The organism is Pseudomonas fragi (assembly GCF_025426255.1).
In the GTDB taxonomy this organism is placed as follows: domain Bacteria; phylum Pseudomonadota; class Gammaproteobacteria; order Pseudomonadales; family Pseudomonadaceae; genus Aquipseudomonas; species Aquipseudomonas kulmbachensis.
Genome location: NZ_CP104861.1, coordinates 880,088 through 904,371 on the forward strand (window position 1 = coordinate 880,088; position 24,284 = coordinate 904,371).

Here is a 24,284-nt window from a genome sequence, read left to right on the forward strand (position 1 = left end):
CGCCTCAGTGATTCGTCGTCAGCACACTGACGGGTTTGGAACGATGGAATAACCGTTCAAGCCACAAGTATATGACTGGCGTGGTAAACAGCGTCAGCGCTTGGCTCACCAGCAACCCGCCAACCACGGCAATCCCCAGCGGCTGGCGCAGTTCGGCGCCGGTGCCGTAGCCGAGCATCAGCGGCAGGGCGCCGAGCAAGGCGGCGAGGGTGGTCATGATGATCGGCCGGAACCGCGTGATGCAGGCTTGATAGATCGCATCTTCGGGGCTCAGGCCGCGATTGCGCTGGGCATCCAGGGCAAAGTCGATCATCAGGATGCCGTTTTTCTTGACGATACCGATCAGCAATACCAGCCCGATCAGCGCCATGATTGAAAAGTCCTGGCCGCAGATCCACAACATCAGCAGCGCCCCGAGCCCGGCCGAAGGCAGGGTCGAAATGATCGTCAACGGATGCACGAAGCTTTCGTACAGCACCCCCAAAATGATGTACACCGCCACCAGCGCCGCAAGAATCAACCAAGGCTGGCTAGCCAGCGAACTCTGGAATGCCTGGGCGGCACCCTGGAAGTTGCCGCTGATGGTGCTCGGCATGCCGATTTGGTTTTTCGCCTGGTTGAGCATTAGCACCGCATCGCCCAAGGCCACGCCGGGGGCGAGGTTGAACGACAGATTGGCGGCCGGGAACATGCCGTCATGGCTGATTGAAAGCGGCCCGCTGGTGGGGGCATCGACCTTGGCCACGGCCGACAGCGGCACCATTTCCCCGGTCAGCGGGGAGCGCAGGTAGAAGTAATTCAGGCTCTCGGCCTTGCCGCGCTGCTGCGCGTCAACTTCCAGGATCACGTTGTACTGGTTGGTCTCGGTCTGGAACTCATTGACCTGACGCTGACCAAAAGCGTCGTACAGCGCCTCATCGACATCGGTGGCGGTGAGGCCGAAGCGAGCTGCGGCGTTCCGATCGATGCTGATATGGGTGATGCTGCCGCCCAGTTGCAGGTCGTTGGACAAGTCGCGAAAGGCCGGGTTGGCGCGCAGTTTTTCAGTCAGGCGTTGGGTCCAGGTGGTGAGCGTCGGCCCATCGTTGCTCTTGAGTACATATTGATATTGGCTGCGGCTTGGCCCCGAGCTGAGGTTGATGTCCTGACCTGCGCGCAGATACAGCACAATCCCCGGCACCTTGGCCAGTTGCGGGCGAATGCGGTCGATAAACTCGCTGGCCGATACATTGCGCTCCCCGCGGTCCTTGAGGGCAATCCAGAAGCGGCCGTTGGCGATGGTCTGGTTGCTGCCGGTCACGCCCACTGAGTGTGAAAACGCCTGCACGGCCGGGTCGTTACCGATGATGTTGGCCAAGGCTAGATGTTTTTGCATCATGTCCGGAAATGAAATGTCGGACGCCGCTTCACTGGTTCCGAGTACAAAGCCGGTGTCTTGAACCGGGAAGAAACCTTTGGGGATCAGTACATAGCCGGCGATGGCCATGGCCAGCGTCACGCCGAAAATCCCCAGCATTAACCGCTGGTGCGCCAGGGCCCGTTTCAAGCCCTTTTCGTACCAGGCCAGCAAGCGCTCGCCAAAGCCCGGTTTGGCGTCGGGCTTGTGCACCGGGGAACGCATAAAAAGCGCGGCCAGCGTCGGGGCGAGGGTCAGCGACACGACCACTGAAATCATGATGGTTGAGGTCGCGGTCAGGGCGAATTCCTTGAACAGTCGTCCGACCACGCCCCCCATAAACAGCAACGGAATAAATGCCGCCACCAGCGAGAAACTGATGGATACCACGGTAAAGCCGATCTCGCTGGAGCCTTTGATCGCTGCGTCGCGCATGCTCTCGCCCGCTTCGAGGTGACGGTGAATGTTCTCCACCACCACAATCGCATCGTCGACCACAAACCCCACGGCCACCACAATCGCCACCAGTGTCAGGTTGTTGAGGCTGAACCCCAGTACATACATCAAGGCAAAGCTGGCGATCAGTGACACGCCGAGCACCGCTGACACAATCAGGGTGGCTGACCACTGACGCAAAAACAGCGCCATCACTGCAACCACCAGCAGTACGGCAATCAGCAGGGTGATTTCCACTTCATGCAGGGAGGCGCGGATGGTTTTGGTCCGGTCACTGAGTACGGTCACTTCAACTGACGCCGGGAGCATGGCTTGCAAGCCGGGCAGGGCGGCCTGAATGCGGTCCACGGTCTCAACGATATTGGCCCCCGGCTGACGCGAAATCACCAGGTTCAGTCCTGGCTGATGCCCGGACCAGGCTTGTACATAATCATTCTCGGCCCCGTTGACCACTCGCGCCACATCGCGCAATTGCACGGGGGCGCCGTCCTTGTAAGAGACGATCAATTGGCCGTATTCATCCGCGTCAAACAGCTGGTCGTTGGTTGACAGTGTGGAAATGCTCGATGGGCCGTACAGCGCGCCCTTGGCAAGGTTGAGACTGGTTTGCTGGATTGCCAGGCGAATGTCGGCCAGGGTCAGTCCGATGGCGGCCAGCTTGTCGGCCGAGGCCTGGACCCGGATTGCCGGGCGCTGCTGGCCGGTGATGTTGATCAGGCCTACACCGTCGATCTGGCTGATCTGCCGGGCCAGCAGGGTTTCGACGTAATCGCTGAGTTCGGTGCCGGGCATCTGCAAGGAACTGATGCTCAGGATCAACACCGGGCTGTCGGCCGGGTTGACCTTCTTCCAGGTCGGCAGGGTCGGCATGTCCTTGGGTAATTTGCCGGACGCGGTGTTGATCGCGGCCTGCACTTCCTGGGCGGCGGTGTCGATGCTTTTGTTCAGGGTGAATTGCAGGGTCAGACTGGTCGAGCCCAGTGCGCTGCTGGAGGTCATTTGGGTCATGCCGGGGATGGCGCTGAATTGCACCTCCAGCGGCGTGGCTACCGATGACGCCATGGTGTCCGGGCTGGCGCCGGGCAGTTGGGCTGATACCTGAATGGTCGGGAATTCAGCCTCGGGCAAGGGCGCGATGGGCAGTCGCGGAAAAGCAATCAGCCCCACCAGTACCAGGGCGAAGGTCAGCAATACGGTGGCGACCGGGTGATCGACACACCAGGCCGACAGCGAGCGGCTTTGGGTCATGGCTGCACCTGAACGGCGGTCGGCTCACTTAGCACTTCAACCCGAGAGCCCGGTTTGAGTCGCGATTGACCATCGCTGACCAGCGTGTCGCCGGGGCTGACGCCAGTGATGATGCTCAGCTCGGTGTCCTGGAAAACAAGCTGCACGGGGACTGTTTCTACTGTGTCACCGCTGACCCGGTACACGAAATAGTTGTCCAGCCCGCGTTGCACCACCTGCGGCGGCACCACTAGCGCGTTCTGTACCAGTCCGGTCTGGATCTCGACATTGACCAGTTGGCCGGGCCACAGCGTTTGTTTGGGGTTGTCGAACTGGGCCTTGACCTTGATCGTGCCGGTGGTTGCCGAGACCTGATTATCAATCAGGCTCAAACGACCTTCGCCCAGTTGCGTGCCGCTGCTGTCAGCGTTGCCGATAAAGGCTTTGACCCGGGCCGGATCCTTGGCTGCGAGCAAGTCGTGCAGCATAGGCAATTGTTGTTGGGGGAGGGAGAACTCCACCGCGATGGGGTCGATCTGGGTAACGGAAAACAGTCCCTGGGTATCGCTGACTCGCAGGAAATTACCCGCATCTACAGTGCGAATGCCCACGCGCCCGGTGACCGGCGAGTGGATCTGCGTATACGACAACTGCACCTGCGCCGCTGCAATCGTCGCCTGATTGCCCTGTGCCGAGGCCTTGAGTTGATTGACCAAGGCTTGTTGCTGATCGAGTGTTTGCCTGGACACGCCGTTGTCCACGCTTAATAACTGGTAGCGTTTGAGGTCGATCAATGCGACTTGCAGTTGCGCCTGATTCTGTCCCAGTTGGGCCTTGGCCAGATCGAGGCTGGCCTTGATCGAGCGGTCATCCAGGGTCGCCAGTAGATCGCCAGTCTTGACCGTCTGGCCTTCGTTGACCCGTATCTCGGTGAGGATGCCGTCGATTTGCGGGCGGATCATCACACTGTGCAACGACAACACCGCGCCAATTCCGTGGGTATAGCTCGGCACATCTTGCTGCAGCACTTGGACAACTCGCACCGGCACCGCTGCGCTACCTGTGGACTTATTGGCTGCGGGGCGATTGAGCCACCAGATGCCGCCACCGATCAGGGCAATCACTAACGTGCCCAGCAAGATTTTTCTGGTTGGGGTGGGCATGCTGGATAGACGCCGTATACGTGGATTGGGGGCTTATTAAAGAGTTATAGCGCGTGGACCCGGTCAGTACAGTGACGGCTAACTGACATTACTGACAGTTTGGAAATTCGTAGCAGCTGCCGAAGGAACGAGGCTGCGTTCGGCGACGAAGTCGTCGTAAAACCTGAACTCGCGGTATATCAGCCAAACCGTGGGCTCAGGTTCCACGATCGCTTCGCAATCGAACGCAGCCTCGTTCCTTCGTCAGCTGCTACGCCATTGATTGACAGCGCAACATCGAGATCTTGATGATTTTTACGACCAGTGAGTGCAACGCACAGGGGGCGCGCAGGTATACTGCGCGGCATTGCGCCACTTGGCCTGAATTTTTACCGTATTTCGGAGCTTTCATGACTACCCCTACCCAATCGACGGCTCCTGATGCCGTGGGCACTGACCTGGTTGAAAATACAACCGAGCTGGAGGCCCCGAAAAAACCGGTAATTCCTGCGTTCACGTTCCCTTTCAAACCTTCCGAGTTTGCCAAGGCCAAGTCCCAAGGCAAGGCGTACTACCAGAAAAGCGGTCTCGGCGGCCACGACACAACCCCTGGCGCACCGCCACACGGCACACGTAAAACCATGGGCAAGCGCTGATTCAGAGCTCGATGCGCTTCACCTGAACCATCCCGGCCCGTTCGTATAAACGGCGGGCCTTGGTGTTGTCCTCCATGACCTTCAGGTCAACGCAGGGCTCACCGCGTTGTGCGTAGACCGCAAACATCCGCGCCAGCAGCGCCTGGCCAATGCCTTGCCCTTGATGTCCGGCATGCACCACCAAATCTTTTAGATAAGCGCTGGTCCAGCCTTGCGCAACCCCCACCACTACCCCTGAACGCATTGCGATCAAGCATAACTGCGGGTCATATTCGGCGTCGTGCAGCAGGCTGTGGTGCCACTTCTCGAACGAATCAATATTGCCACTGCCATCGCTGTAGCCCTGGCTGAGCAAGGCATGCACCGGTTGCATCAGATTCTCGTCGAGGGCCACCAGGCTTACATCTGCAGGCCAGTGAGCTGTTGCCGGCGGGCCTGTCAGGTCTTTGCGCAGCAGCAGGCAGTACTCGCTCATGTCGCTCAATAACCTTGCTCGGCAACCGTGCGCGCAGCCAGGATCAGGCACTGTGTCAGCTCGGGTGAAGAGAACTTGGTCAGCACCGCATTGGCCCCTGCCAAGCGTGCCTTTTCGCTGTTCATCGAGCTGTTCAACGAGGTGTGCAGGAGCACGTACAGGTGGGCAAAGTCCGGAGTTTCGCGCACGGTACGGGTAAAGGCGTAGCCGTCCATCTCGGACATTTCGATGTCCGATACCAGCACGTTGATTTGATCCGGTGTGCCTTGCAGTTCCAGCAGGCGTTCGATGGCCTCCTTGGCACTGCGCGCTGTGTGGCAATGCAGGCCCAGGTTGCGCAGGGTAATTACCGACTGTTGCAGTGCCACCTGACTGTCATCAACCACCAGTATTCGCGCGTTGGCCAGCAGTTTTGACTCTTCCTTGCTGAGGCTCTCGCTGGCTTTTTCCACTCTTGTCGGGGCGATACCGTGGATCACTTTTTCGATGTCCAATACCTGCACCAGCACGCCGTCGACCTGAGTGACGCCGGTTATGTACGAGCGTTTACCGGAGCCGTAGGGTGGCGGGCGAATGTCGGTGCTCAGGCAGTGCACGATTTTGCTCACCGCCTGCACATGCAACCCCTGCTTTGAGCGGCTGACATCAGTCACGATCAGGCAGCCGCCGTCAGGGTCGAGCAGCGGTTGCTCACCGATGGCGCGGCTCAGGTCAATCACCGACAGCGCTGTGCCGCGTAACACCGCGATGCCTTTCACATTGGGGTGCGACTCGGGCATTTTGGTCAGGGGTGGGCAGGGAATGATCTCACTGACCTTGAGCAGGTTGATCGCCAACAACTTGCCGCTGCGCAGAGTGAACAGCAGAAGCGAAAGTGAATCTGCGCGGGCATTGTTCGATGACATAAAAACCTTCTGTTGTGGGAGCGATACAGGGTTATCGACATGAATACATTTTCCTGTAGCCGCTGACGAGGTACGAGGCTGCGATGGGCAGCGCATTGGCCCCAAGCGGTGGGCCTGCGACCCACATCGCAGCCTCGTACCTCGCCAGCGGCTACAGGAGTCTGGTTATTTCAAGCCCAGGCGCTTGGCCATCCTGCCCAGGTTTGCCCGGTCCAGCCCCAGCTCTCGCGCCGCGCTGGCCCAGTTGTGCTGATGACGTTCAAGGCAGGCGCTAATCAGCTGGCGCTGGTAGTTCTCGGTAGCCAGGCGCAAGTCGCCGACGGCATCCGGCACGCTTTCGGGTTCAATCAGCGCGGCGCTTGCGCTGGTCGTCGGCAAATCCAGATCCGCTGCCGTAAGGGTCAAAATACGCGGCCGTGTGCTGCAATTACCCAGGGCTTTCAGGGCGCTGCGACCAATCAAGTGCTCCAGTTCGCGCACATTGCCAGGCCATGAATACTGCACCAGCGCGGCTTGCGCATCAGGGCTCAAGCGCAGGCTGCCTAGGCCCATACGCGAACGGTTTTGTTCCAGAAAAAAACCGCTCAACAGCAGCACATCGCGCCCGCGTTCACGTAAGGCGGGCACCTTGAGCGGGTAAACGCTCAAGCGATGATAAAAGTCGGCGCGATAGCGACCGCTGCGAACTTCCTCGGCCAGGTCGCGGTTGGTTGCCGCGATCAGCCGCACGTCGACCTGATGCTCCTGATCCGAGCCCAAACGCTGCAACTGCCCGCTTTGCAGTACCCGCAGCAATTTGGCCTGTACGGTTAGCGACAGCTCCCCCACTTCATCCAAAAACAGGGTGCCGCCATTGGCCAGTTCAAACTTTCCGCGCCGGTCATTCATTGCCCCGGTAAAGGCGCCGCGCACATGGCCGAACAGCTCGCTTTCAACCAGCGTGTCGGGCAAGGCGGCGCAGTTAAGGCTAATCAGTGGTTTATCCGCCCGTGGCGAGGCCGCGTGAATGGCCTGGGCTACCAACTCCTTGCCGACACCGGTTTCGCCGGTGATCAGGACCGTCAGATCACTGCCGCCCACTAGGGCAATTTCTTCAAGCAGGTGTTTGTGGACCTTGCTCTGGCCGATCAGCTCCTTGTTGGGTGAACCATTGGCCTGTCGATAGAGTTCGGCTTTGCGCTGCTCATCCTCTACCCGCAACGCCAGGCGCTCGATGCGCTGGGCAACATTGACCGTGGCAGCGGCCAAGCTGGCAAAGGCTTGCAGGTCGTCCAGTTCGATCGGCTCAAAACGTTTTGGGTCCAGTGCGTCGAGGGTCAGCAGCCCCCAGGGGCGCTCCTCGACAAACAGCGGGCAGCCCATGCAGTCGTGTACTTCGAGGTGCTCAGCCAGCCCGTCGACCAGCCCGTCATACGGGTCGGGCAGTTCGCAATTGCTGGGGAAGCGTGTTGGACCGGGGCTGGCGAGCAGCGCTTCGAAGCGCGGGTGCTCACTGACCTTGAAGCGCCGCCCCAATGTATCGAGGCTTAAACCATCGACCGCCAGTGGCACCAGCCATTCGCCGTCCAGCCGCAACAGAGCCGCGGCGTCGCATGGGAGCAGGGCACGCAGGGCTTGCAGCAAGCGTCGATAGCGTTCGCTTTCGGGCAGGTCGCGGGACAGGTCAGCCACAAGCGGCAATAGAGTGGTAAGCAGCAGTTTTGCAGTCATTTTGACCTCGTGTAGTCTGTATGACTATAAAGCAGTGTGAGTCAAAATGACTATATATGTATTAAGGTATTGATTTTAAAGGATTTAATTGTTGGCACGAAAACTGATAAGTAAAGGGTAATTGCTAAAGCCTACGTGCTCAGGAGTCACCCTTATGCTTACTGCTCAAGATCGTGCCATCGTTAAATCCACCGTGCCACTGCTGGAGAGCGGCGGAGAGGGGCTGATCACTCATTTCTATCGCATGATGCTGTCGGAGTACCCGCAGGTGCGCTCGCTGTTCAATCAGGCCAACCAGGCCAGTGGCGACCAGCCGCGGGCGCTGGCCAACGGTGTACTGATGTATGCGCGGCACATCGACCAGCTCGATCAGTTGGGCGATCTGGTGGCCAAAATCATCAACAAACATGTTGCACTGCAAATCCTTCCGGAGCATTACCCTATTGTCGGCAGCTGCTTATTGCGGGCAATTGAGGAAGTTCTGGGCAGCGACATTGCCACCCCGCAAGTGCTGAGCGCCTGGGGCGCGGCCTACAACCAGCTGGCCGATATCCTGATCGGTGCCGAAGCTGCCATCTACGATGAAAAAGCTGCTGCACCCGGCGGCTGGCGTGGCGGGCGCGAGTTCAAACTGGCGGCCAAAATCCAGGAAAGCGCAGAGATCACCTCGTTTTACTTCAGCCCGACTGACCAGCAGCCGATCCTCGATTTTACCCCCGGCCAATACATTGGCCTGAAGCTGATCATCGATGGCGAAGAGGTGCGTCGTAACTATTCATTGTCGGCGCTGGCCCAGGTCGGTCGCTACCGCATCAGCGTCAAGCGCGAAAGCGGCGGGGTGGTCTCGAACTTCCTGCATGACCGCCTGAGCGTGGGTGACACGCTGGAGCTGTTCCCGCCAGCGGGCGAGTTCACCCTGACTGACAGCCAAAAGCCGCTGGTGCTGATCAGTGGTGGTGTAGGCATTACACCAACCCTGACCATGCTCGAAGCCGCACTGGCCACCCAGCGTCCGATTCACTTTATCCACTGCGCGCGCAATGCCGATGTACACGCGTTCCGCACTTGGGTCGATGATTTGGCCGAACAGCATCCGCAATTGCAGCGTTTTTACTGCTACGACGAGCAGGACGAGTCTGTAGATCATGTAGGACTGCTGACTGAAGAAGTGCTGGCCCAGTGGTTGCCACAGGAGCGTGATCTGGATGCTTACTTCCTGGGTCCAAAAGGCTTTATGGGAGCGGTCAAGCGTCATCTGAAAGCGCTGGGCGTGCCTGAAAAGCAAAGCCGCTATGAGTTCTTCGGCCCGGCTGCCGAGCTGAAATAACCGCCAATACAGGTTAAAAGCTGTAGCCGCTGCCGCAGGCTGCGATAAGGGCCGCAGGATCTTGCAAAGCTGGATCGCTGCGCAACCCATCGCAGCCTGCGGCAGCGGCTACAAAAGCTGGGCCTTAATCCCCCATTAATCCCCCTGCGACACTTTCCCTGTAATGTTCAGATACATCCAAGCCGAGGGTCTGGGTGTAAACTGCGCGTTTACAGACAATCAGGCAAAGGGACGCGGGATGACGGAAGACATGATGCAATTGGGCCGGGAGAAGCGTTTCCTGGTCCTGCTTGGGCTGATCTGCCTGGCACTGATTGGCGGTGCGCTCTATATGCAGATCGTGCTCGGCGAGGCGCCTTGCCCGTTGTGTATTCTGCAACGCTATGCCCTGCTGCTGATCGCGATTTTCGCCTTTATTGGTGCGGCGATGCCCACCAGGCGCAGTCTTACGGTGCTTGAAGTGCTGGTGGTACTGAGCGCCATTGGTGGAATCGTCGCTGCCGGGCGCCATGTCTACATTCTGGCTAACCCTGCGGTGAGCTGCGGTCTTGATGCGTTGCAGCCGATTGTCGACGGCTTGCCGCTGGCTGCCATCTTCCCTTTGGGGTTTCAGGTCGACGGGTTTTGTTCAACCCCGTACCCGCCCGTACTGGGCCTTTCGCTGGCGCAGTGGGCGCTGGCGGCGTTTGTGATGACTGCCGTGCTGGTGCCGCTGGGTATTTACCGCAACCGCAGCAAATCAAGCTGAGCCAAGGGTTAAATCCTGCATGAACAGCCTCGTTCCTCCTCTGGAGAAGCGGGGCGTTTTTTTGTCTGCGCGCAAATGTAAAGGGCATGTCATTCGACGCCGAAAAAGGGTGTGCGGCACTGCGACATATTGTCACGGAGAAAATGCCGCAGGGCCTGTTTTGGTCTGACAAGCGGTCTTTCAAACGTATGACTTTATGTAACTCCGGCAAGGCATTTTAAAACGGATGCAGGGCTTGAAAAGCGCGATTCGAGACTCAATGAAAATCGGCTGTAGCCCTTTTTATTTGGGCGTTCAAGCGGGGTAGGGGGTGGCCATTGATGCGCTAAAAAGGGGCATTGAAATGCAGGGCTAATGGTGTGCTACAGCACGGGATTAGAGGTGTGTCCAAGCGCAGCGGGTAATAATAGGTAGGGATTGTTACCACAGCCGAGAAGAATTATTTCTGGATGAGACATGGTTTATAGAGAGCTACCTATCTACAATCGCCCGCACTGAACGTCCAGCCTGCTCATCCCTGAGCCCAAGCGGGAAGTTGAAGGGCGACTGGGCGGTTCATGACAGGCGTCCCATGCGACTCCCAGGTACTGGCAACCCTTCTAAGTTCCGCACCAAATGGAATTGGTCTGTAACAAGGCCATTGACCACGTATCGAATAAGAAATCACTGCTAACCCGGAATTTGCCCGTTCGCCTGATGGTGATAGAGCAGGCTTTTATTCAATTCCGGAAAAGAGCCAACCCTTGGCAGGGCGAAGTGTTGGCGAAAAAAACCAACTGCATTGTGCAAGCTGTTTTAGAGGTCGTGAGATGACTAAAAAAAGGTACCCCAGACTCCTTGGCTTATTGCCACTTTTCGGCACGTTGCTGCTGGGAGGTTGCAATATGACATTGCTCGATCCGGTGGGGCAGGTCGGGATCGAAGAGCGGAATCTGATCATCACTGCAACACTGCTGATGCTTCTGGTCGTGGTGCCGGTCATCATTATGACCCTCGTCTTCGCGTGGAAATATCGCGCGTCGAACACCAGCGCTACCTATACACCAAAGTGGTCTCACTCCACCAAGATCGAAGTTGTGATCTGGACTGTGCCAATTCTGATCATCATCGCCCTGGGCGTGATCACCTACAAGTCGACCCACGCGCTGGACCCGTATCGTCCGCTCGAATCTGACGTCAAGCCGATTACCATCGAAGTGGTGGCAATGGATTGGAAGTGGCTGTTCATCTACCCGGAACAGGGTATCGCCACCGTCAACAAGATCGTGTTCCCGGCTAACACCCCGGTCAATTTCCGTATCACCTCTGACACGGTCATGAACTCGTTCTTCATTCCGGGCCTGGGCGGTCAGATCTACGCCATGGCCGGTATGCAGACCAAGCTGCACCTGATTGCCAACCGCAACGCTGAAATGGAAGGCATCTCTGCCAACTACAGCGGTGCTGGTTTCACTGGCATGAAATTCAAAGCGATCTCGACATCTCAGGCTGACTTTGATGCCTGGGTAAGTGAAGTCAAAGCGTCACCTAAACAGCTTGATGAAGCTGAATACGCTGCTTTGTCCAAAGCAAGCCAGAACAACCCCGTTGAACTGTTCTCCGCGTACACACCGAACCTGTTTCAGAAAATCGTCGACAAGTACGAAGGTATGAAGCCAGGCAAGCCGGTGAAGCACGAGAAGAAAGAAGTTGCCGGGACCGATGTGGTGGACATGAGTTCGCATTCAGCTGCCGGGGCAGAGGAGTAAACGATGTTTGGTAAATTAAGTTGGGAAGCGGTCCCGTTCCACGAGCCGATTGTCATGGTCACCATTGCCATGATCGCGCTCGGTGGTCTGGCGCTGTTTGCGGCAATCACCTACTTCAAGAAGTGGACTTACCTGTGGACCGAATGGCTAACGTCAGTCGACCACAAGAAAATCGGCGTGATGTACATCATCGTCGCCATGGTCATGCTGCTGCGCGGCTTTGCCGACGCCGTCATGATGCGTACCCAGTTGGCCATGGCCACCGAGGGTTCGCCTGGCTACCTGCCACCTGAACACTATGACCAGATCTTCACCGCTCACGGTGTGATCATGATCATCTTCATGGCGATGCCATTCTTCACCGGCCTGATGAACCTTGCAGTGCCGCTGCAGATCGGCGCCCGTGACGTGGCTTACCCGTTCCTGAACTCCCTGAGCTTCTGGCTGCTGGTATCCGGCGTTGTGCTGGTTAACCTGTCGCTGGGCGTCGGCGAGTTCGCCAAGACCGGCTGGGTTGCCTATCCGCCGCTGTCGGGCCTGCAGTACAGCCCGGGCGTGGGGATGGATTACTACATCTGGGCGCTCCAGCTATCGGGGCTAGGTACGACGTTAACCGGGGTTAACTTCCTGGCGACGGTCCTGAAGATGCGTGCTCCTGGCATGAAACTGATGGACATGCCGATCTTCACCTGGACCTGCACCTGGGCAAACGTTCTGATCGTGGCTTCGTTCCCGATCCTGACCGCTACCCTGGCACTGCTGACACTTGACCGTTACATGGATTTCCACATTTTCACCAATGAACTTGGTGGCAATCCAATGATGTACGTCAACCTGTTCTGGGCGTGGGGTCACCCTGAGGTATACATCCTCATTCTGCCGGCGTTCGGTATCTTCTCCGAAGTTATCTCCACGTTCACCGGCAAGCGTCTGTTCGGTCACCACTCGATGGTCTACGCCTCCGGCGCGATCTCGGTGCTGGGCTTCATGGTTTGGCTGCACCACTTCTTCACCATGGGTTCGGGTGCAAGCGTCAACGCCTTCTTCGGTCTGGCGACGATGCTGATTTCGATCCCGACGGGGGTCAAGCTATTCAACTGGCTGTTCACCATCTACCAGGGCCGTCTGCGCTTCACCAGCCAGGTTCTGTGGACCCTGGGCTTTATGGTGACTTTCGCCATTGGCGGCATGACCGGCGTACTGCTGGCCATCCCGGGTGCTGACTTCGTACTGCACAACAGCCTGTTCGTAATTGCTCACTTCCATAACGTGATCATCGGCGGCGCGGTATTCGGTTACATCGCAGGCTTCAGCTTCTACTTCCCTAAAGCGTTCGGCTTCAAACTGAACGAGAAGTGGGGCAAGGCAGCGTTCTGGTTCTGGTGCGTCGGCTTCTTCGTTGCCTTCATGCCGCTCTACGCGCTGGGCTTCATGGGCATGACCCGTCGTCTGAACGCCAGCACCAACCCTGAGTGGGTGCCTTACCTGTACGTTGCTCTGTTCGGCGCGGCACTGATCGCTATCGGTATCGCCTGCCAACTGATCCAGCTGTACGTCAGTATTCGTGACCGCAAGCTGCCAGAGAACGCCTGCGAGCATGGCGATCCGTGGAATGGCCACACCCTGGAATGGTCGACTTCGTCGCCACCTCCGTTCTACAACTTCGCTGTAGTGCCAAAAGTCGACACCATCGACGCGTTCACCGAAGCCAAGGAAAACGGTACTGCGTACCAGGCCCCGGCCAAGTACTCGCCGATTCACATGCCTAACAACACCGCTACCGGTGTGTACATGGGTGCTTTGCTGACCGTGTTCGGTTTCGCAATGATCTGGCATATCTGGTGGCTGGCCATCGTTGGTCTGGTTGGCACTGTCGTGGTCTTCGTTGCCCACGCTGCCCGTGATGACCAAGGCTACATGGTGCCGGTTGAGACCATCGAGCGTATCGAGGCTGAGCAGCACAAGCGTCTGGTAGCCGCAAAAGCAATCCCGGCTTCCCGTGTTGAAACCAAGTTGGAACAGGCTTAAACCATGTCGAACTTAGCGACCACTGCTGGACACGCTCATGGTCACGACCATGAGCACGAGGAACACCACGACGCGGGCGAGACAACCATTTTTGGTTTCTGGCTCTACCTGATGACCGACTGCATTTTGTTCGCGTCGATCTTCGCGGTATATGCAGTTCTGGTTAACAACGTAGCGGGTGGCCCGTCGGGCCACGACATCTTCGAACTGCCATACGTACTGGGTGAAACTGCCCTGTTGCTGTTCAGTTCGATCACCTACGGCTTCGCCATGCTGGCGTTGTTCAAGGGTAAAAAGCAGCAGGTGCTGTTCTGGCTGGGCATGACGTTCCTGCTCGGTGCAGGCTTCATCGCCATGGAAATCAACGAGTTCCACCTGTTGATCTCCGAAGGCTACGGCCCTAGCCGTTCGGGCTTCCTGTCCGGGTTCTTCACCTTGGTCGGTACCCACGGTCTGCACGTGACCAGCGGTCTGATCTGGATGGCGATCATGATGTATCAGGTGCAGAAAAACGGCCTGACTTCGACCAACAAGACCCGTCTGAGCTGCCTGAGCCTGTTCTGGCACTTCCTGGACGTGGTGTGGATCTGCGTATTCACCGTTGTTTACCTGATGGGGACTTTGTAATGGCTAACGCACATTCCGACGGCGCCAACCACGGCAGCGTGAAGTCCTACGCGATCGGCTTCATCCTGTCGGTGATCCTGACCGTTATTCCGTTCGGGCTGGTGATGTACCCATCGCTGCCCAAATTCACCACCCTGGCGATCGTGTTGTTGTTCGCCGTGGTGCAAGTGGTTGTTCACCTGGTGTACTTCCTGCACCTGGACCGCTCGCCTGCACAACGCAACAACGTCACGGCGCTGATATTCGCAGCCCTGGTTATTGTGCTGTTGGTGGGCTTGTCCCTGTGGATCATGTTCAGCATCCACACTGAAATGATGGCGAAGTGAGGTAAGACCCGATGTCCTTTAAGCACTTTATCCAAATCACCAAACCGGGGATCATTTTCGGTAACGTGCTTTCTGTGGCAGGTGGGTTTTTCCTGGCCTCGAAGGGGCATTTCGATCTTGCCCTGTTCCTGGCCGCGGTAATCGGCACCTCCTTGGTAGTCGCGTCCGGTTGTGTGTTCAACAACTGCATTGACCGCGATATCGACATCAAGATGGACCGCACCAAGAACCGCGTACTGGTTCAAGGCCTGATCTCCCTCAAGGTGGCGCTGATTTACGCCACCTTGCTGGGGGGCGCCGGCCTTTACTTGCTGTATCGCGTGGCCAACCCGCTGGCGGCTCTGTTCGCTGCGATCGGCTTCGTGATCTACGTTGGTCTGTACAGCCTGTACTTCAAGCGCAAGTCGGTTCACGGCACGCTGATTGGCAGTCTGTCGGGTGCGATGCCTCCGGTTATCGGCTACGTCGCAGTCAGCAACAGCTTCGACATGGCCGCACTGACCCTGCTGGTGATGTTCAGCCTGTGGCAGATGCCGCATTCCTACGCCATCGCGATCTTCCGCTTCAACGATTACCTGGCTGCATCGATTCCGGTGTTGCCAGTGAAGCGCGGGATCAAGGTTGCCAAGAAGCACATCCTGCTCTACATCCTCGCGTTCCTGATCGCGACCCTGATGCTCACCCTCGGCGGTTACGCCGGCATGAGCTACATGGCCGTGGCAGCAGCGATGGGCATGTACTGGCTGTACATGGCGTGGACCGGCTACAAGGCCGTCGACGACAAGGTCTGGGCACGCAAGCTGTTCGTGTTCTCGATCTTCACCATCACCGCCCTGAGCGTCATGATGTCTCTGGATTTCAAAGCGCCTGCCGAGTTGCTGCTGACTTACGCACACTAAGAAAGCCAGACTGAAAAACCCCGCCTTCGAGAGAAGCGCGGGGTTTTTTTATGGCTGCGATTCAAGTCTGGATTTGGATAGCGCTGGCTTGGAAAGAAGATTTCACATGTGCGGATAATATTCTCTATTGGAGTTTTTTATGTGGCCCTTGCCCTTCAGTGCGTTAAGGAAAATCCTACATTACTAACTGCGTGCGAATGGTCAAATGCTCAGGCTGAATTCCACCAGGAAATTTTGTCTACATTTAACCAGGAGCGCGTCATGTCCAAGTTGTCGTTAAAGAAACTCGCTGTAGTAATGTCTCTCGTATGTTTGCCGGCAACCGCCAGCTTTGCAACAACCCTTTCTGTGGGCGTAGGCCAGGAAAAAACCTTCTCGCTGACTTGCAAGTCAGGCAACTTTGTCGGTGTTGCTCAAGGAAAGGTGGGGAATCATTTTCAGGCGGGTAGGTGGGTGCATCTTACAAGCTACAAAATCACCCGTCTTAACGGTCAGAAGGGCGGCAACAAGGCTAATGTGAATCTTTACGCTAGCCCAGCGCCGAACTTTATTCGCAATGAGCACAGGGCCCCCTCTAGGGACAGTATGATTCAGGACGGCAAGTGGCATAGTGTGGCTTTGACACGCAGTAACTTCGTGGTTGCCAGCAAAAAAGGCGAGCTAGTCGTCGAGTTTATATTCGATAAGTCAGGGACTGATCCACGTTGCCACACTAGCTCGGTCTACTTCTAAGTAAGTAGTGCCTGCCTGCACTGATGTTTATAGTGTTGGGCTGTGTGCTCTTTCTTGTCAGTGCATCATCGGGAAGGAAGAGTGCACAGTATAGTGTGCTGGGTACGGTTTAAGTGCATGGCTTGTCACGATGTTTAAATGTTGTATTTCAGCAGTTAATGCCCTGTCTCTATTGCGCAAAGGTATGTGGTTGTTATGCACGATTTAAACTTCATTTCAATGAGAGGCGTAAGTAAAAGTTACCGTCATGCTGGAAAGTTGAACCCGGTTATCAGTCAGGTCGATTTTCAGGTTGGGGTGGGGGAAACCTGTGCCATTATCGGCCCTTCGGGGGCCGGTAAAAGTACGCTGTTGAATATTGTAGGTCTGCTGGATGTTGCAGATGCGGGTGAGTACCTGTTTATGGGACGCTCGGTTGCAAACGCTCAAAATGATGAGTTGGCAGCCATTAGAAAAATGCAAATCGGCTTTGTCTTTCAGAATTTCAATCTGATCCCCCGTTTGACAGTTATCGAGAATGTGGCATTGCCGCTTCGGTACCGCGGGATGGATCGAGCGCACTCCCTTGAACATGCAATGTGCATGTTGCAGAGGGTGGGTATGGCGCAGCGCGCCGGTTATAAACCCGCCGACCTGTCAGGTGGGCAAAAGCAGAGAGTGGCCATCGCGCGTGCTCTGGTAGGCGAGCCGTCCTTGATATTGGCCGATGAACCGACAGGAAGTCTGGATAACCAGACAGCCAGTGAGATTCTGGAGCTGCTGCTGTCGATACAAAAAGAAAAGAACGTGACGTTATTGATTGTGACCCACGACCAGGGTATTGCGCGGCTAATGCAGCGCCAGGTGGTAGTGCGCGGTGGTGTCGTTGTGGAACTCAATGCATGAGTTTTTTAACCCGGTTGATAACCCCTGCGGTGACTCAGGTAGTTGAAGATGCCATCGACAGTTTTCGTACGATGGGCAAGCGCTCGGTATTGGCGTTGTTAGGCATTGTAATCGGCAGTGGTTCTATTGTGGCGGTTATTAATGTTGGCCATAACACAAGCCAGGAGGCTGCGAAAATATTCCAGGGTATGGGGGTTGATACGCTGTTTGCCAAGCTGAATGATGAACAGAGATTTAAAGATTCATTTCTCGGGATGGATGCCGCGAATATCCGCGGGTTGGATTTGCAGCATTTGATGGTTGCTCCCGTTTCGGAGGTGTCGGGCAAGGCCGGTTTCAATCGTCTTTATATTGATGTGAGAATTGTCGGGACGGAGCCGGCTTTGATTGAAGTACTAAAGCTGTCAATCAGTCGTGGGCGTTTTCTACATGAGTTTGATCGTGACGATAACGTCGTTGTGCTCGGTCACACCGTTGCGACTTCTTTGAGTAGCAACGGCCTCGGTATTCAAGTGGGTGAGTGGCTCAAGATCAATAACTATTTGTTCAAGGTTGTCGGCATTTTGCAACCCGCTATGGAATCAATGCTCAGTCCAGTCTTGACGAATCATTCACTATTTATGCCGCTTCAAGGTTTGGCTCGGGTAGACAGTGGTGCGGCTATTACTGATGTCATTATGCGAGTTGGCCCTGCACAAAAAATCGAGCTTGTCGTTCCACAAGTAATGGAACGTTTGAGTGCTGCGTTTAAAACACGCACTGTCGAAATAGTAGTGGCGCAACAAATGATTGACGCCATGAGCCGTCAGAACAAAACCTTCCATTATCTTTTGATAGCGCTGGGGATTATTACGTTGGTGGGGGGTGGCGTTGCCGTAATGAATGTCATGTACATGAATGTTTCTGAACGTCGTATTGAAATTGGTCTGCGGATGGCTATCGGCGCCCGTCGCCAGGATATACGCAATTTGTTTCTGGTCGAAGCGCTTGCGCTCAGTACGCTGGGTGCCGTGTTGGGAGCGGGCGTTGGTATTGCGCTGGCCTGGCTGTATGCCGTGATATCGGGGTGGGCATTTGAGTTGGCGATGCTGTCTATCCCTTTGGGCGTTTCGAGCACCTTACTGGTCGGTGTTTTCTTTGGCTTGAAACCGGCAATCGCGGCTTCGCGGCTTACCCCTGTAGAGGCTCTGCGTGATTACTAAACTAGTCGTTGCCACAAGCGCAGCGTGCTGTGTTTTGATCCTGTCGAAACAGCTGGCCGCAGCCCCGGCCCGAGTCGAAGCCAGCGTGCTGCACCACAGCGAGTTGCGCAGTGACTTGTTGAGCCAGCACGTGATCGATCTATCGTTGGCCGAAGCCGTGTCGCTGGGCTTGCGCCGCAACTACAACATTCGCAGCCTCAAGCTTCAACGCTTGCGGGAGAAGTTCGATCTGCTCGTGGCCGATGACCTGTTCAATCCCAAATTGAAGCTCAGTGGTACTCACAGGCTATCCAAGGGTAACGCCGACAGCAGTCGCACGACCGGCATTGCGCCCTCGGTGAGCCTGCTGGGTGAGTATGGCACCAACATTGATCTGAGCTGGAACCAGCAGCTCAATGCCACAAAAAATTCAGGTGACCTGAGCAGTAACGGTCTGGGGCTGACGGTGACTCAACCGTTACTCAGGGGGGCAGGCCAAGACGTCACGACGGCTCCCTTGCGCCTTGCTAAATTGACCGAGCAAGTCAATCAGTTGAATTTGAAAACCAGTGTGTCCCAAACCCTGTATGAAATCATCGCGGCCTATCGCACGCTGATGAAATCCCAGAATCAAATGGCGCTTGCCACGGATGCGCTTGAACGGACTGTTTCGTTGCTCAAGGTCAATAAGTTGCTGATTACTGCAGGGCGAGTGGCGGAGTTTGACGTTGTGCAGATCGAGGCGGATATCGCGACACAGGAGTTAGCGGTAGAAGAGGCGAAAAATCAGTTGGAGGCGAGCCGCCTAATGATGCTCAAGTTGCTGGCACTCGACCTGGCGACGCCTGTACGCGCCAGTGACGCCCTGCAAGTGACCCGGCTTGATATTGATCAGGCGACGGCATTGAAGGTGGCGCAGGCCAAGCAGCCGCAATATTTGGCGACAATGCTGCAGAGCGAACAGACAGCAATCAACTTGTTGCTCGCGCAAGACAGGGCCCGTTGGGACTTGTCATTGGTGGCGGGTGTCACCCAACAGCGGGACCAACACAGCATCAACGGCGCCAATCGGGCGTGGGACAGTTACACCGGTCTGAAGCTGGAGATCCCCATTGGTGATCTCGGCATCCGCCAAGGCAAGGTCAATGCCCAGACTATGGTGGAACAGCAGAAGTTGCTTCAGGAAGAGGCTCGGATTGATTTGAAGCGGCAGATCACCGATGCGGTCAGAGGCTTGAACACCCTGTGGCGTCAGCTTGAAATCTCACAGCGGATTATCGAACTGTCCAGGCGCAAGCTGTCCATCGAGAACGACAAATTGAACGCTGGCCGATCCAGCAACTTTCAAATCATCAGTTATGAAGCCGACCTGCGTGCGGCCGAAGATGCGAACTTGAATGCGAAAATTTCATACCTGGATGCCAGGGCTCAACTGGATCTGCTGCTGGGTGTAATGCTGGAGAGCTGGGAGATTTCACTTGAAGGTTTTTGACCGGATCAAAGCCATGACAGGACGCTGGAAGTATCTTGCGGTGGGCGGGCTGGTGTTGGCCTTGGGGCTGATGTTGTACCTGCCTGCGGCCCCAGGCAACGATGTTTCCTGGGTCGCTGTCAGTAGCCATAAACTGGAGCATGAAATCGGCCTGGTCGGCAAAATAGAACCGATTGAAACCTCGATTATCACTGCACCTTTTGAAGGTTTAGTCCTGGCCAATGAGTTGAGCCCAGGCATGCAGGTCGAACAGGGGCAAGCCTTGTTGTCTCTTGATACGGCGTTGCTTGAAATCAAGCTGCGGGATGCCCTGGCCAACCAGTTGAAAATGCAGCAGACCGTTGAGATCTACCGTACCTGGGCAACCGACCCGCAAGTGCTGCAAGCGGAGCAGATGCTCAGAGTGGCCGAACTGTCCAAGCAGACGCTTGACCTGGAGTTTTCTCAAGTCGAGGCGCTGTATCAAAAAGGTATTGTTCCGCGCAATGAACTCGATGCCTTGAAGCAGCAGCGTTACCTGCAATCGCTTGAGCTGACGGCCGCCAAAGTGCAGCTCAAGAGTGTGTTGGCTGCCGGCAAGGGTGAGGCCAAAGCCATTGCCGATATGGAGTACCAGAATGCATCCATCGCTCATGAACAGTTAAACGCATTGTTGGAACTCAAGGTGCTCCATGCGCCGTTTTCGGGTGTTGTGCTGTCCCTTGGGGTGCCACAGTCGACAGGGGGGAAGTCGAGGCGATTCATGCCGGCGCTCTTTTGGCCAAAGGTCAACAATTGATCAAGCTGGCCAACATGAAAGGGCTCAAGATTGTCACTCAGGTGTCGGAGTCGGATGTGAACAAATTCGCCCTGAACCAGAAAGTAGCAATATCCGGGGACGGATTTTCGGGGCGGCAGTTAAGCGGCTATGTGAGCGCTATCAGTCAGATGGCTGTTCAGGATGAGAACCCCGGCAGTGCTGCAAGATTCCCGATCACGATCACCGTGAATGCTCCCGAGAACGGTGACTTCAAGGACGTCAGGCTGGGCATGAGTGTGCATATGACGATCGTGACGTACCGCAATGAAAATAGCTTCATCATTCCTCACGCTGCAGTTGAGCAGGCTGAGGACGGCATGTTTGTACATCACCGCGAGCGCTTTGACGCGCCAGTGGTACGGCGTGAAGTCACGATTGGCCAGTCGACAGCCAAAGGGGTTGAGGTGTTCGGGCTGGACTCTGGATTTGTCAGTGTAAAAGCCGACGCTCAGTAAACGGTTCTCATCAGTTTTTGTGAGCGCTATAGAGCCTGTGGGAGCCGGGCTTGCCCGCGATGGCACACCTGAGTCTGACTGATGCCTCGCGCCTTTGTTATCCCGGCTAAAATCACTCAGCGGCAGTTCTGGCAGTGGTTTTGAGACCGGCTTTCCAGGGCGTGTATTCGATTCGATGGAATAAACTGGTCATGCCCTTGGCATTGGGCGCGTAGCCCGGCATGGCGCTCAGGTCCAGTTGTTTGCAGCGTTGGACCAGGCTGGCGAGCAAGGCGTCATCCTGTTTGAACGCTTGGAGTCGCAGAGCATGCGGATCCAGGCTGGCAGCGCATTCCTGCACACGGCCGGTGCTGTCGCCCATGATCATCAGCGTGGCCACGCCAATGCTGTCGATGGCTAGCGGAGCGAGCAGTTGCTTGAACAGATAGTCGTTTTGCGCCTTGTCCTGCAACACCGCTGCGCGCTGTGTGCGTGCCTCGGCGGACAGCCCGGTCAGTGGGTAAACCGCTACTGGCGCTACGACCTTGGCAGTCTTTCTTTTAGGGTCGATCAGCGACGAGGGCAGTTCGGGGAACACAGCCGTCCAGCAAATCGATACCAGGTTCCTGGCCAGTTTGCGGTTGTAAGGGTAGAACCTCTCATCCAGTTTCTTGTTGGGTTGAGTGTCGCACCCGATGATGCGGTTCTTGTCATCGAGGGTGATCATCAGGTTGAACCTGCCATCCCGTCCTTGGCTATTGGCCAGGTCGCCCTCTCGGGCAAGAACCCTACTGACCAGCTTTTCATACACCCCACGTTGCAATGCCTGCTCCTTCTGTTGGGCGGGAGTGGGTATGGGCGATTTGTCGGGGGCACTGGCGTTGAACTGGCAACCTGTGAGCAGCAAGGCGGCAAGAGCGAGGGGGAGTGTGTGTTTGAGCATGACGATCCTTGTACGAGAGGCTGGTCCGTTGCCGATGTTTTGGCAGCGGAAAGTCTATCGTATTCAAGGTGGTTACCGCATATGCGTTTTATTCGTATTTGCTTGGGCGGCCATCGTGAACACCACTACACGATCACGATGGCTGCGATTACTCCGGATGCCACCCCAGCTGGCTCGACACCTGCTGCGAAGCCTCCATCAGCTGTTTGACGTAGTCCTGTTTCAGCTCTTCGCGAAAGCGAAAGCATGGGAAGGACACGCTCATGCCGCCAATGACGTGACCGAAACGGTCGCGGATGGGAGCTGCCAGGCAACGCATGTTGTCTTCGAACTCTTCATGGTCTTCGCCATAGCCTTGCTCACGAACCACCGCCAGTTCTTGCAGGTACGACTCGACCGTGATGAGGGTATTGGCGGTGCGGCGTTCGAAGCTTTCTTCGCGCAAGTGCGCGAGCAACTCATCTTCTTCCAGCCAGGCCATCAGCACCTTGCCGATCCCGGTGCAGTACAGCGGGGCGCGGCGGCCGATGCGCGAGTACATGCGCAGATTGTATTTGGAGTCGATCTTGTGCACGTAGACGATGCTGCCTTCGTCGAGGATGCCCAGGTGCACGGTTTCGCCTGTCAGTTCATTGATGCGGCGCATGCCCGGTTCTGCTTCACGCACGATATCCAGATGAGGCAAGGCCTGGGCGCCCAGTTCGAACAGTCGCACGCTGAGCCGGTAGCGATCTTCGGCATCCTGAACCACATAGCCACGGGCTTTCAGTGACTGCAAAAAGCGGTAAACCGTGCTTTTTGACATGTCCAGTTTTTGCGCGATTTCTGACACGCCACTTTCTTCGGGATGCTCGGCCAGGGCTTCAAGTACAGCCATGGTCCGGCCGACCGCGGAGACCAGTTCGTTGTTCTGAGTGGTGCTGTTGTCCATGAAGGCTCCAACGCAATTTTAAAAAAAACAAGGATATACCGTAGGAGAACGAAACGCTGTTTCATTTTTCTTGACGGTGTAAGGAATTTGATTAAACTCGGCCTCAAGCAAAAAATGAAACGCCGTTCCGAAAACAATAAACAGCTCGACGCAAGGTCACCATCCAGTGCCTGCGTTGACGCAAAGCGACCCATAAAAACAAGGCGCGCAGTGATGACGGTAACCCTCGGGCATTGCCCACAGGCCAATTTGACCCAGCCCCTGCGGGTGGCACTGGTGGGCGAGTGCATGATTGAGATGCGCGGCCAGCCGGGTGCGGTTTTCAGCCAGACGTTCGGCGGCGACACGCTCAACGCCGCGGTCTATCTGTCCCGTCTGGGGGCAGGCAACGGGATTGTTGCCGACTATGTAACCGCCATCGGCGCAGACACGTTCAGTGACGCCATGCGCCAGTTGTGGCGCGACGAAGGGGTCGGTGATCAGCATGTGCGGGTGATCAAGGATGCGCTGCCCGGGCTGTATTTCATCCAGACCGATGACCAGGGTGAGCGTCGCTTTGCCTACTGGCGTGGCGAAGCCGCCGCCCGGCGGGTTTTCGACGGGCCTGAAGCGGACGCAGTACTGCGCGCCCTGGCTGATTATGACTATGTGTATCTGAGCGGCATCAGCCTGGCGATCCTCACCCCCGGCGGCCGCGAACGCCTGATGTTGGCCCTGCGCCTGGCCCGTGAGGGCGGCACGCGCATTGTCTTCGACAACAACTACCGTCCCCATTTGTGGCCCGATGCGGCTTCCGCGCGCCAGGCCTACAGCGACATGCTGCGCCTGACCGACCTGGCCCTGATCACCTGGGACGATGATGCCGCGTTGTTCGGTTATGCCGATCACGAGGCGTTATTCAGCGCCTATGAACAATTCGGAGTAGGTGAAGTGGCCCTCAAGCGTGGCCCGGATTCGTGCTTGATCCAGTGTGCCGCAGGTCGTTTCGAGGTGCCTGCAGAACGGGTGCGTCAGATCGTCGATACCACGGCGGCAGGCGACTCCTTTAGTGCGGCTTACCTTGCTTGTCGCTTGCAAGGCGGCGAGCCGCAGCACGCTGCACGCTGGGGTCATACGCTGGCCGCCGAGGTGGTGCAGCATCCCGGTGCGCTGATCCCCGCAGCCGCCATGCCGAGCCTGTACATGCCTGTATTTTCTTCTGTCGCCGAGGCCTGAAC

22 protein-coding genes are annotated in these 24,284 nt (G+C 56.6%); 15 read left to right on the plus strand and 7 right to left on the minus strand.

Features of this window, described 5'->3' with window-relative positions:
• Positions 1-4 precede the first annotated feature (4 nt).
• Positions 5-3,100: a multidrug efflux RND transporter permease subunit gene (locus N7D90_RS04225; protein WP_261741015.1), complete on the minus strand. Its 3,096-nt coding sequence runs from the start codon at positions 3,098-3,100 to the stop codon at positions 5-7.
• Positions 3,097-4,242 (minus strand): efflux RND transporter periplasmic adaptor subunit, encoded by a 1,146-nt coding sequence (locus N7D90_RS04230; RefSeq protein ID WP_261741016.1) that lies wholly within the window; start codon positions 4,240-4,242, stop codon positions 3,097-3,099. Before N7D90_RS04230 ends, N7D90_RS04225 begins: the two co-directional genes overlap by 4 nt.
• 389 nt (positions 4,243-4,631) lie before the next feature.
• Here N7D90_RS04230 and N7D90_RS04235 point away from each other — a divergent pair, with 389 nt between their 5' ends.
• On the plus strand, positions 4,632-4,877 hold the full coding sequence (locus N7D90_RS04235) for a hypothetical protein (RefSeq protein ID WP_261741017.1): 246 nt from the start codon (positions 4,632-4,634) through the stop codon (positions 4,875-4,877).
• A gap of 1 nt (position 4,878) precedes the next feature.
• Here N7D90_RS04235 and N7D90_RS04240 read toward each other — a convergent pair whose 3' ends face one another.
• From N7D90_RS04240 to norR, 3 genes are all read right to left on the minus strand, one after another.
• Positions 4,879-5,352: a GNAT family N-acetyltransferase gene (locus tag N7D90_RS04240; RefSeq protein ID WP_261741018.1), complete on the minus strand. Its 474-nt coding sequence runs from the start codon at positions 5,350-5,352 to the stop codon at positions 4,879-4,881.
• Between the two features lie 5 nt (positions 5,353-5,357).
• Positions 5,358-6,257, minus strand: a complete 900-nt coding sequence (locus N7D90_RS04245; protein ID WP_261741019.1) for a chemotaxis protein — start codon at positions 6,255-6,257, stop codon at positions 5,358-5,360.
• A gap of 165 nt (positions 6,258-6,422) precedes the next feature.
• Positions 6,423-7,967 (minus strand): nitric oxide reductase transcriptional regulator NorR, encoded by a 1,545-nt coding sequence (gene norR / locus N7D90_RS04250; RefSeq protein WP_261741020.1) that lies wholly within the window; start codon positions 7,965-7,967, stop codon positions 6,423-6,425.
• 154 nt (positions 7,968-8,121) lie between these two features.
• Here norR and hmpA point away from each other — a divergent pair, with 154 nt between their 5' ends.
• The 13 genes from hmpA to N7D90_RS04315 all read left to right on the plus strand — a co-directional run bounded on the left by hmpA (position 8,122) and on the right by N7D90_RS04315 (position 21,214).
• Positions 8,122-9,294, plus strand: a complete 1,173-nt coding sequence (gene hmpA, locus N7D90_RS04255; protein ID WP_261741021.1) for an NO-inducible flavohemoprotein — start codon at positions 8,122-8,124, stop codon at positions 9,292-9,294.
• 238 nt (positions 9,295-9,532) lie between these two features.
• On the plus strand, positions 9,533-10,042 hold the full coding sequence (locus N7D90_RS04260) for a disulfide bond formation protein B (RefSeq protein ID WP_261741022.1): 510 nt from the start codon (positions 9,533-9,535) through the stop codon (positions 10,040-10,042).
• 809 nt (positions 10,043-10,851) lie between these two features.
• Positions 10,852-11,790, plus strand: coding sequence for a ubiquinol oxidase subunit II (gene cyoA / locus N7D90_RS04265; protein WP_261742375.1), 939 nt, complete (start codon positions 10,852-10,854; stop codon positions 11,788-11,790).
• Between the two features lie 3 nt (positions 11,791-11,793).
• Positions 11,794-13,818, plus strand: a complete 2,025-nt coding sequence (cyoB, locus tag N7D90_RS04270) for a cytochrome o ubiquinol oxidase subunit I (protein WP_261741023.1) — start codon at positions 11,794-11,796, stop codon at positions 13,816-13,818.
• Between the two features lie 3 nt (positions 13,819-13,821).
• The gene (locus N7D90_RS04275) at positions 13,822-14,445 is read left to right on the plus strand and encodes a cytochrome o ubiquinol oxidase subunit III (protein WP_037031938.1); all 624 of its coding nucleotides are present in this window, start codon (positions 13,822-13,824) and stop codon (positions 14,443-14,445) included.
• Positions 14,445-14,771 (plus strand): cytochrome o ubiquinol oxidase subunit IV, encoded by a 327-nt coding sequence (cyoD, locus tag N7D90_RS04280; protein ID WP_261741024.1) that lies wholly within the window; start codon positions 14,445-14,447, stop codon positions 14,769-14,771. Before N7D90_RS04275 ends, cyoD begins: the two co-directional genes overlap by 1 nt.
• Positions 14,772-14,782: 11 nt before the next feature.
• The gene (gene cyoE / locus N7D90_RS04285) at positions 14,783-15,670 is read left to right on the plus strand and encodes a heme o synthase (RefSeq protein WP_261741025.1); all 888 of its coding nucleotides are present in this window, start codon (positions 14,783-14,785) and stop codon (positions 15,668-15,670) included.
• A 261-nt stretch (positions 15,671-15,931) separates the two neighbouring features.
• Positions 15,932-16,402 (plus strand): hypothetical protein, encoded by a 471-nt coding sequence (locus N7D90_RS04290; protein ID WP_261741026.1) that lies wholly within the window; start codon positions 15,932-15,934, stop codon positions 16,400-16,402.
• Positions 16,403-16,597: 195 nt separating this feature from the next.
• Positions 16,598-17,287, plus strand: coding sequence for an ABC transporter ATP-binding protein (locus N7D90_RS04295; RefSeq protein ID WP_261741027.1), 690 nt, complete (start codon positions 16,598-16,600; stop codon positions 17,285-17,287).
• Positions 17,284-18,489: an ABC transporter permease gene (locus N7D90_RS04300; protein WP_261741028.1), complete on the plus strand. Its 1,206-nt coding sequence runs from the start codon at positions 17,284-17,286 to the stop codon at positions 18,487-18,489. Before N7D90_RS04295 ends, N7D90_RS04300 begins: the two co-directional genes overlap by 4 nt.
• Positions 18,482-19,960, plus strand: a complete 1,479-nt coding sequence (locus tag N7D90_RS04305; protein WP_395246893.1) for a TolC family protein — start codon at positions 18,482-18,484, stop codon at positions 19,958-19,960. The genes N7D90_RS04300 and N7D90_RS04305 overlap by 8 nt, the downstream gene beginning before the upstream one ends.
• Positions 19,947-20,738, plus strand: a complete 792-nt coding sequence (locus N7D90_RS04310) for an HlyD family secretion protein (protein ID WP_261741030.1) — start codon at positions 19,947-19,949, stop codon at positions 20,736-20,738. The genes N7D90_RS04305 and N7D90_RS04310 overlap by 14 nt, the downstream gene beginning before the upstream one ends.
• On the plus strand, positions 20,735-21,214 hold the full coding sequence (locus N7D90_RS04315) for a hypothetical protein (RefSeq protein ID WP_261741031.1): 480 nt from the start codon (positions 20,735-20,737) through the stop codon (positions 21,212-21,214). The genes N7D90_RS04310 and N7D90_RS04315 overlap by 4 nt, the downstream gene beginning before the upstream one ends.
• Before the next feature lie 112 nt (positions 21,215-21,326).
• On the opposite strand, the gene N7D90_RS04320 is transcribed toward N7D90_RS04315, so the two are convergent.
• Both N7D90_RS04320 and kdgR read right to left on the minus strand, forming a co-directional pair.
• Positions 21,327-22,136, minus strand: a complete 810-nt coding sequence (locus N7D90_RS04320; protein ID WP_261741032.1) for a hypothetical protein — start codon at positions 22,134-22,136, stop codon at positions 21,327-21,329.
• Between the two features lie 148 nt (positions 22,137-22,284).
• Positions 22,285-23,067 carry a DNA-binding transcriptional regulator KdgR gene (gene kdgR, locus N7D90_RS04325; protein ID WP_261741033.1) on the minus strand — a complete coding sequence of 261 codons (783 nt, stop codon included), beginning with the start codon at positions 23,065-23,067 and terminating at the stop codon, positions 22,285-22,287.
• Between the two features lie 213 nt (positions 23,068-23,280).
• On the opposite strand from kdgR, the gene N7D90_RS04330 reads away from it, so the two are divergent.
• Positions 23,281-24,282, plus strand: coding sequence for a sugar kinase (locus tag N7D90_RS04330; protein ID WP_261741034.1), 1,002 nt, complete (start codon positions 23,281-23,283; stop codon positions 24,280-24,282).
• Positions 24,283-24,284 lie beyond the last annotated feature (2 nt).

Excerpts from the sequence above, each read along its gene's own strand:
- cyoB (WP_261741023.1), top strand. The coding sequence starts at position 11,794 with ATGTTTGGTAAATTAAGTTGGGAAGCGGTCCCGTTCCACGAGCCGATT.
- kdgR (WP_261741033.1), bottom strand. The coding sequence starts at position 23,067 with ATGGACAACAGCACCACTCAGAACAACGAACTGGTCTCCGCGGTCGGC.
- cyoA (WP_261742375.1), top strand. The coding sequence starts at position 10,852 with ATGACTAAAAAAAGGTACCCCAGACTCCTTGGCTTATTGCCACTTTTC.
- N7D90_RS04330 (WP_261741034.1), top strand. The coding sequence starts at position 23,281 with ATGACGGTAACCCTCGGGCATTGCCCACAGGCCAATTTGACCCAGCCC.
- N7D90_RS04275 (WP_037031938.1), top strand. The coding sequence starts at position 13,822 with ATGTCGAACTTAGCGACCACTGCTGGACACGCTCATGGTCACGACCAT.
- N7D90_RS04240 (WP_261741018.1), bottom strand. The coding sequence starts at position 5,352 with ATGAGCGAGTACTGCCTGCTGCTGCGCAAAGACCTGACAGGCCCGCCG.
- cyoE (WP_261741025.1), top strand. The coding sequence starts at position 14,783 with ATGTCCTTTAAGCACTTTATCCAAATCACCAAACCGGGGATCATTTTC.
- norR (WP_261741020.1), bottom strand. The coding sequence starts at position 7,967 with ATGACTGCAAAACTGCTGCTTACCACTCTATTGCCGCTTGTGGCTGAC.
- N7D90_RS04260 (WP_261741022.1), top strand. The coding sequence starts at position 9,533 with ATGACGGAAGACATGATGCAATTGGGCCGGGAGAAGCGTTTCCTGGTC.
- N7D90_RS04235 (WP_261741017.1), top strand. The coding sequence starts at position 4,632 with ATGACTACCCCTACCCAATCGACGGCTCCTGATGCCGTGGGCACTGAC.
- N7D90_RS04230 (WP_261741016.1), bottom strand. The coding sequence starts at position 4,242 with ATGCCCACCCCAACCAGAAAAATCTTGCTGGGCACGTTAGTGATTGCC.
- N7D90_RS04290 (WP_261741026.1), top strand. The coding sequence starts at position 15,932 with ATGTCCAAGTTGTCGTTAAAGAAACTCGCTGTAGTAATGTCTCTCGTA.
- N7D90_RS04245 (WP_261741019.1), bottom strand. The coding sequence starts at position 6,257 with ATGTCATCGAACAATGCCCGCGCAGATTCACTTTCGCTTCTGCTGTTC.
- hmpA (WP_261741021.1), top strand. The coding sequence starts at position 8,122 with ATGCTTACTGCTCAAGATCGTGCCATCGTTAAATCCACCGTGCCACTG.
- N7D90_RS04225 (WP_261741015.1), bottom strand. The coding sequence starts at position 3,100 with ATGACCCAAAGCCGCTCGCTGTCGGCCTGGTGTGTCGATCACCCGGTC.
- cyoD (WP_261741024.1), top strand. The coding sequence starts at position 14,445 with ATGGCTAACGCACATTCCGACGGCGCCAACCACGGCAGCGTGAAGTCC.
- N7D90_RS04300 (WP_261741028.1), top strand. The coding sequence starts at position 17,284 with ATGAGTTTTTTAACCCGGTTGATAACCCCTGCGGTGACTCAGGTAGTT.
- N7D90_RS04295 (WP_261741027.1), top strand. The coding sequence starts at position 16,598 with ATGCACGATTTAAACTTCATTTCAATGAGAGGCGTAAGTAAAAGTTAC.
- N7D90_RS04320 (WP_261741032.1), bottom strand. The coding sequence starts at position 22,136 with ATGCTCAAACACACACTCCCCCTCGCTCTTGCCGCCTTGCTGCTCACA.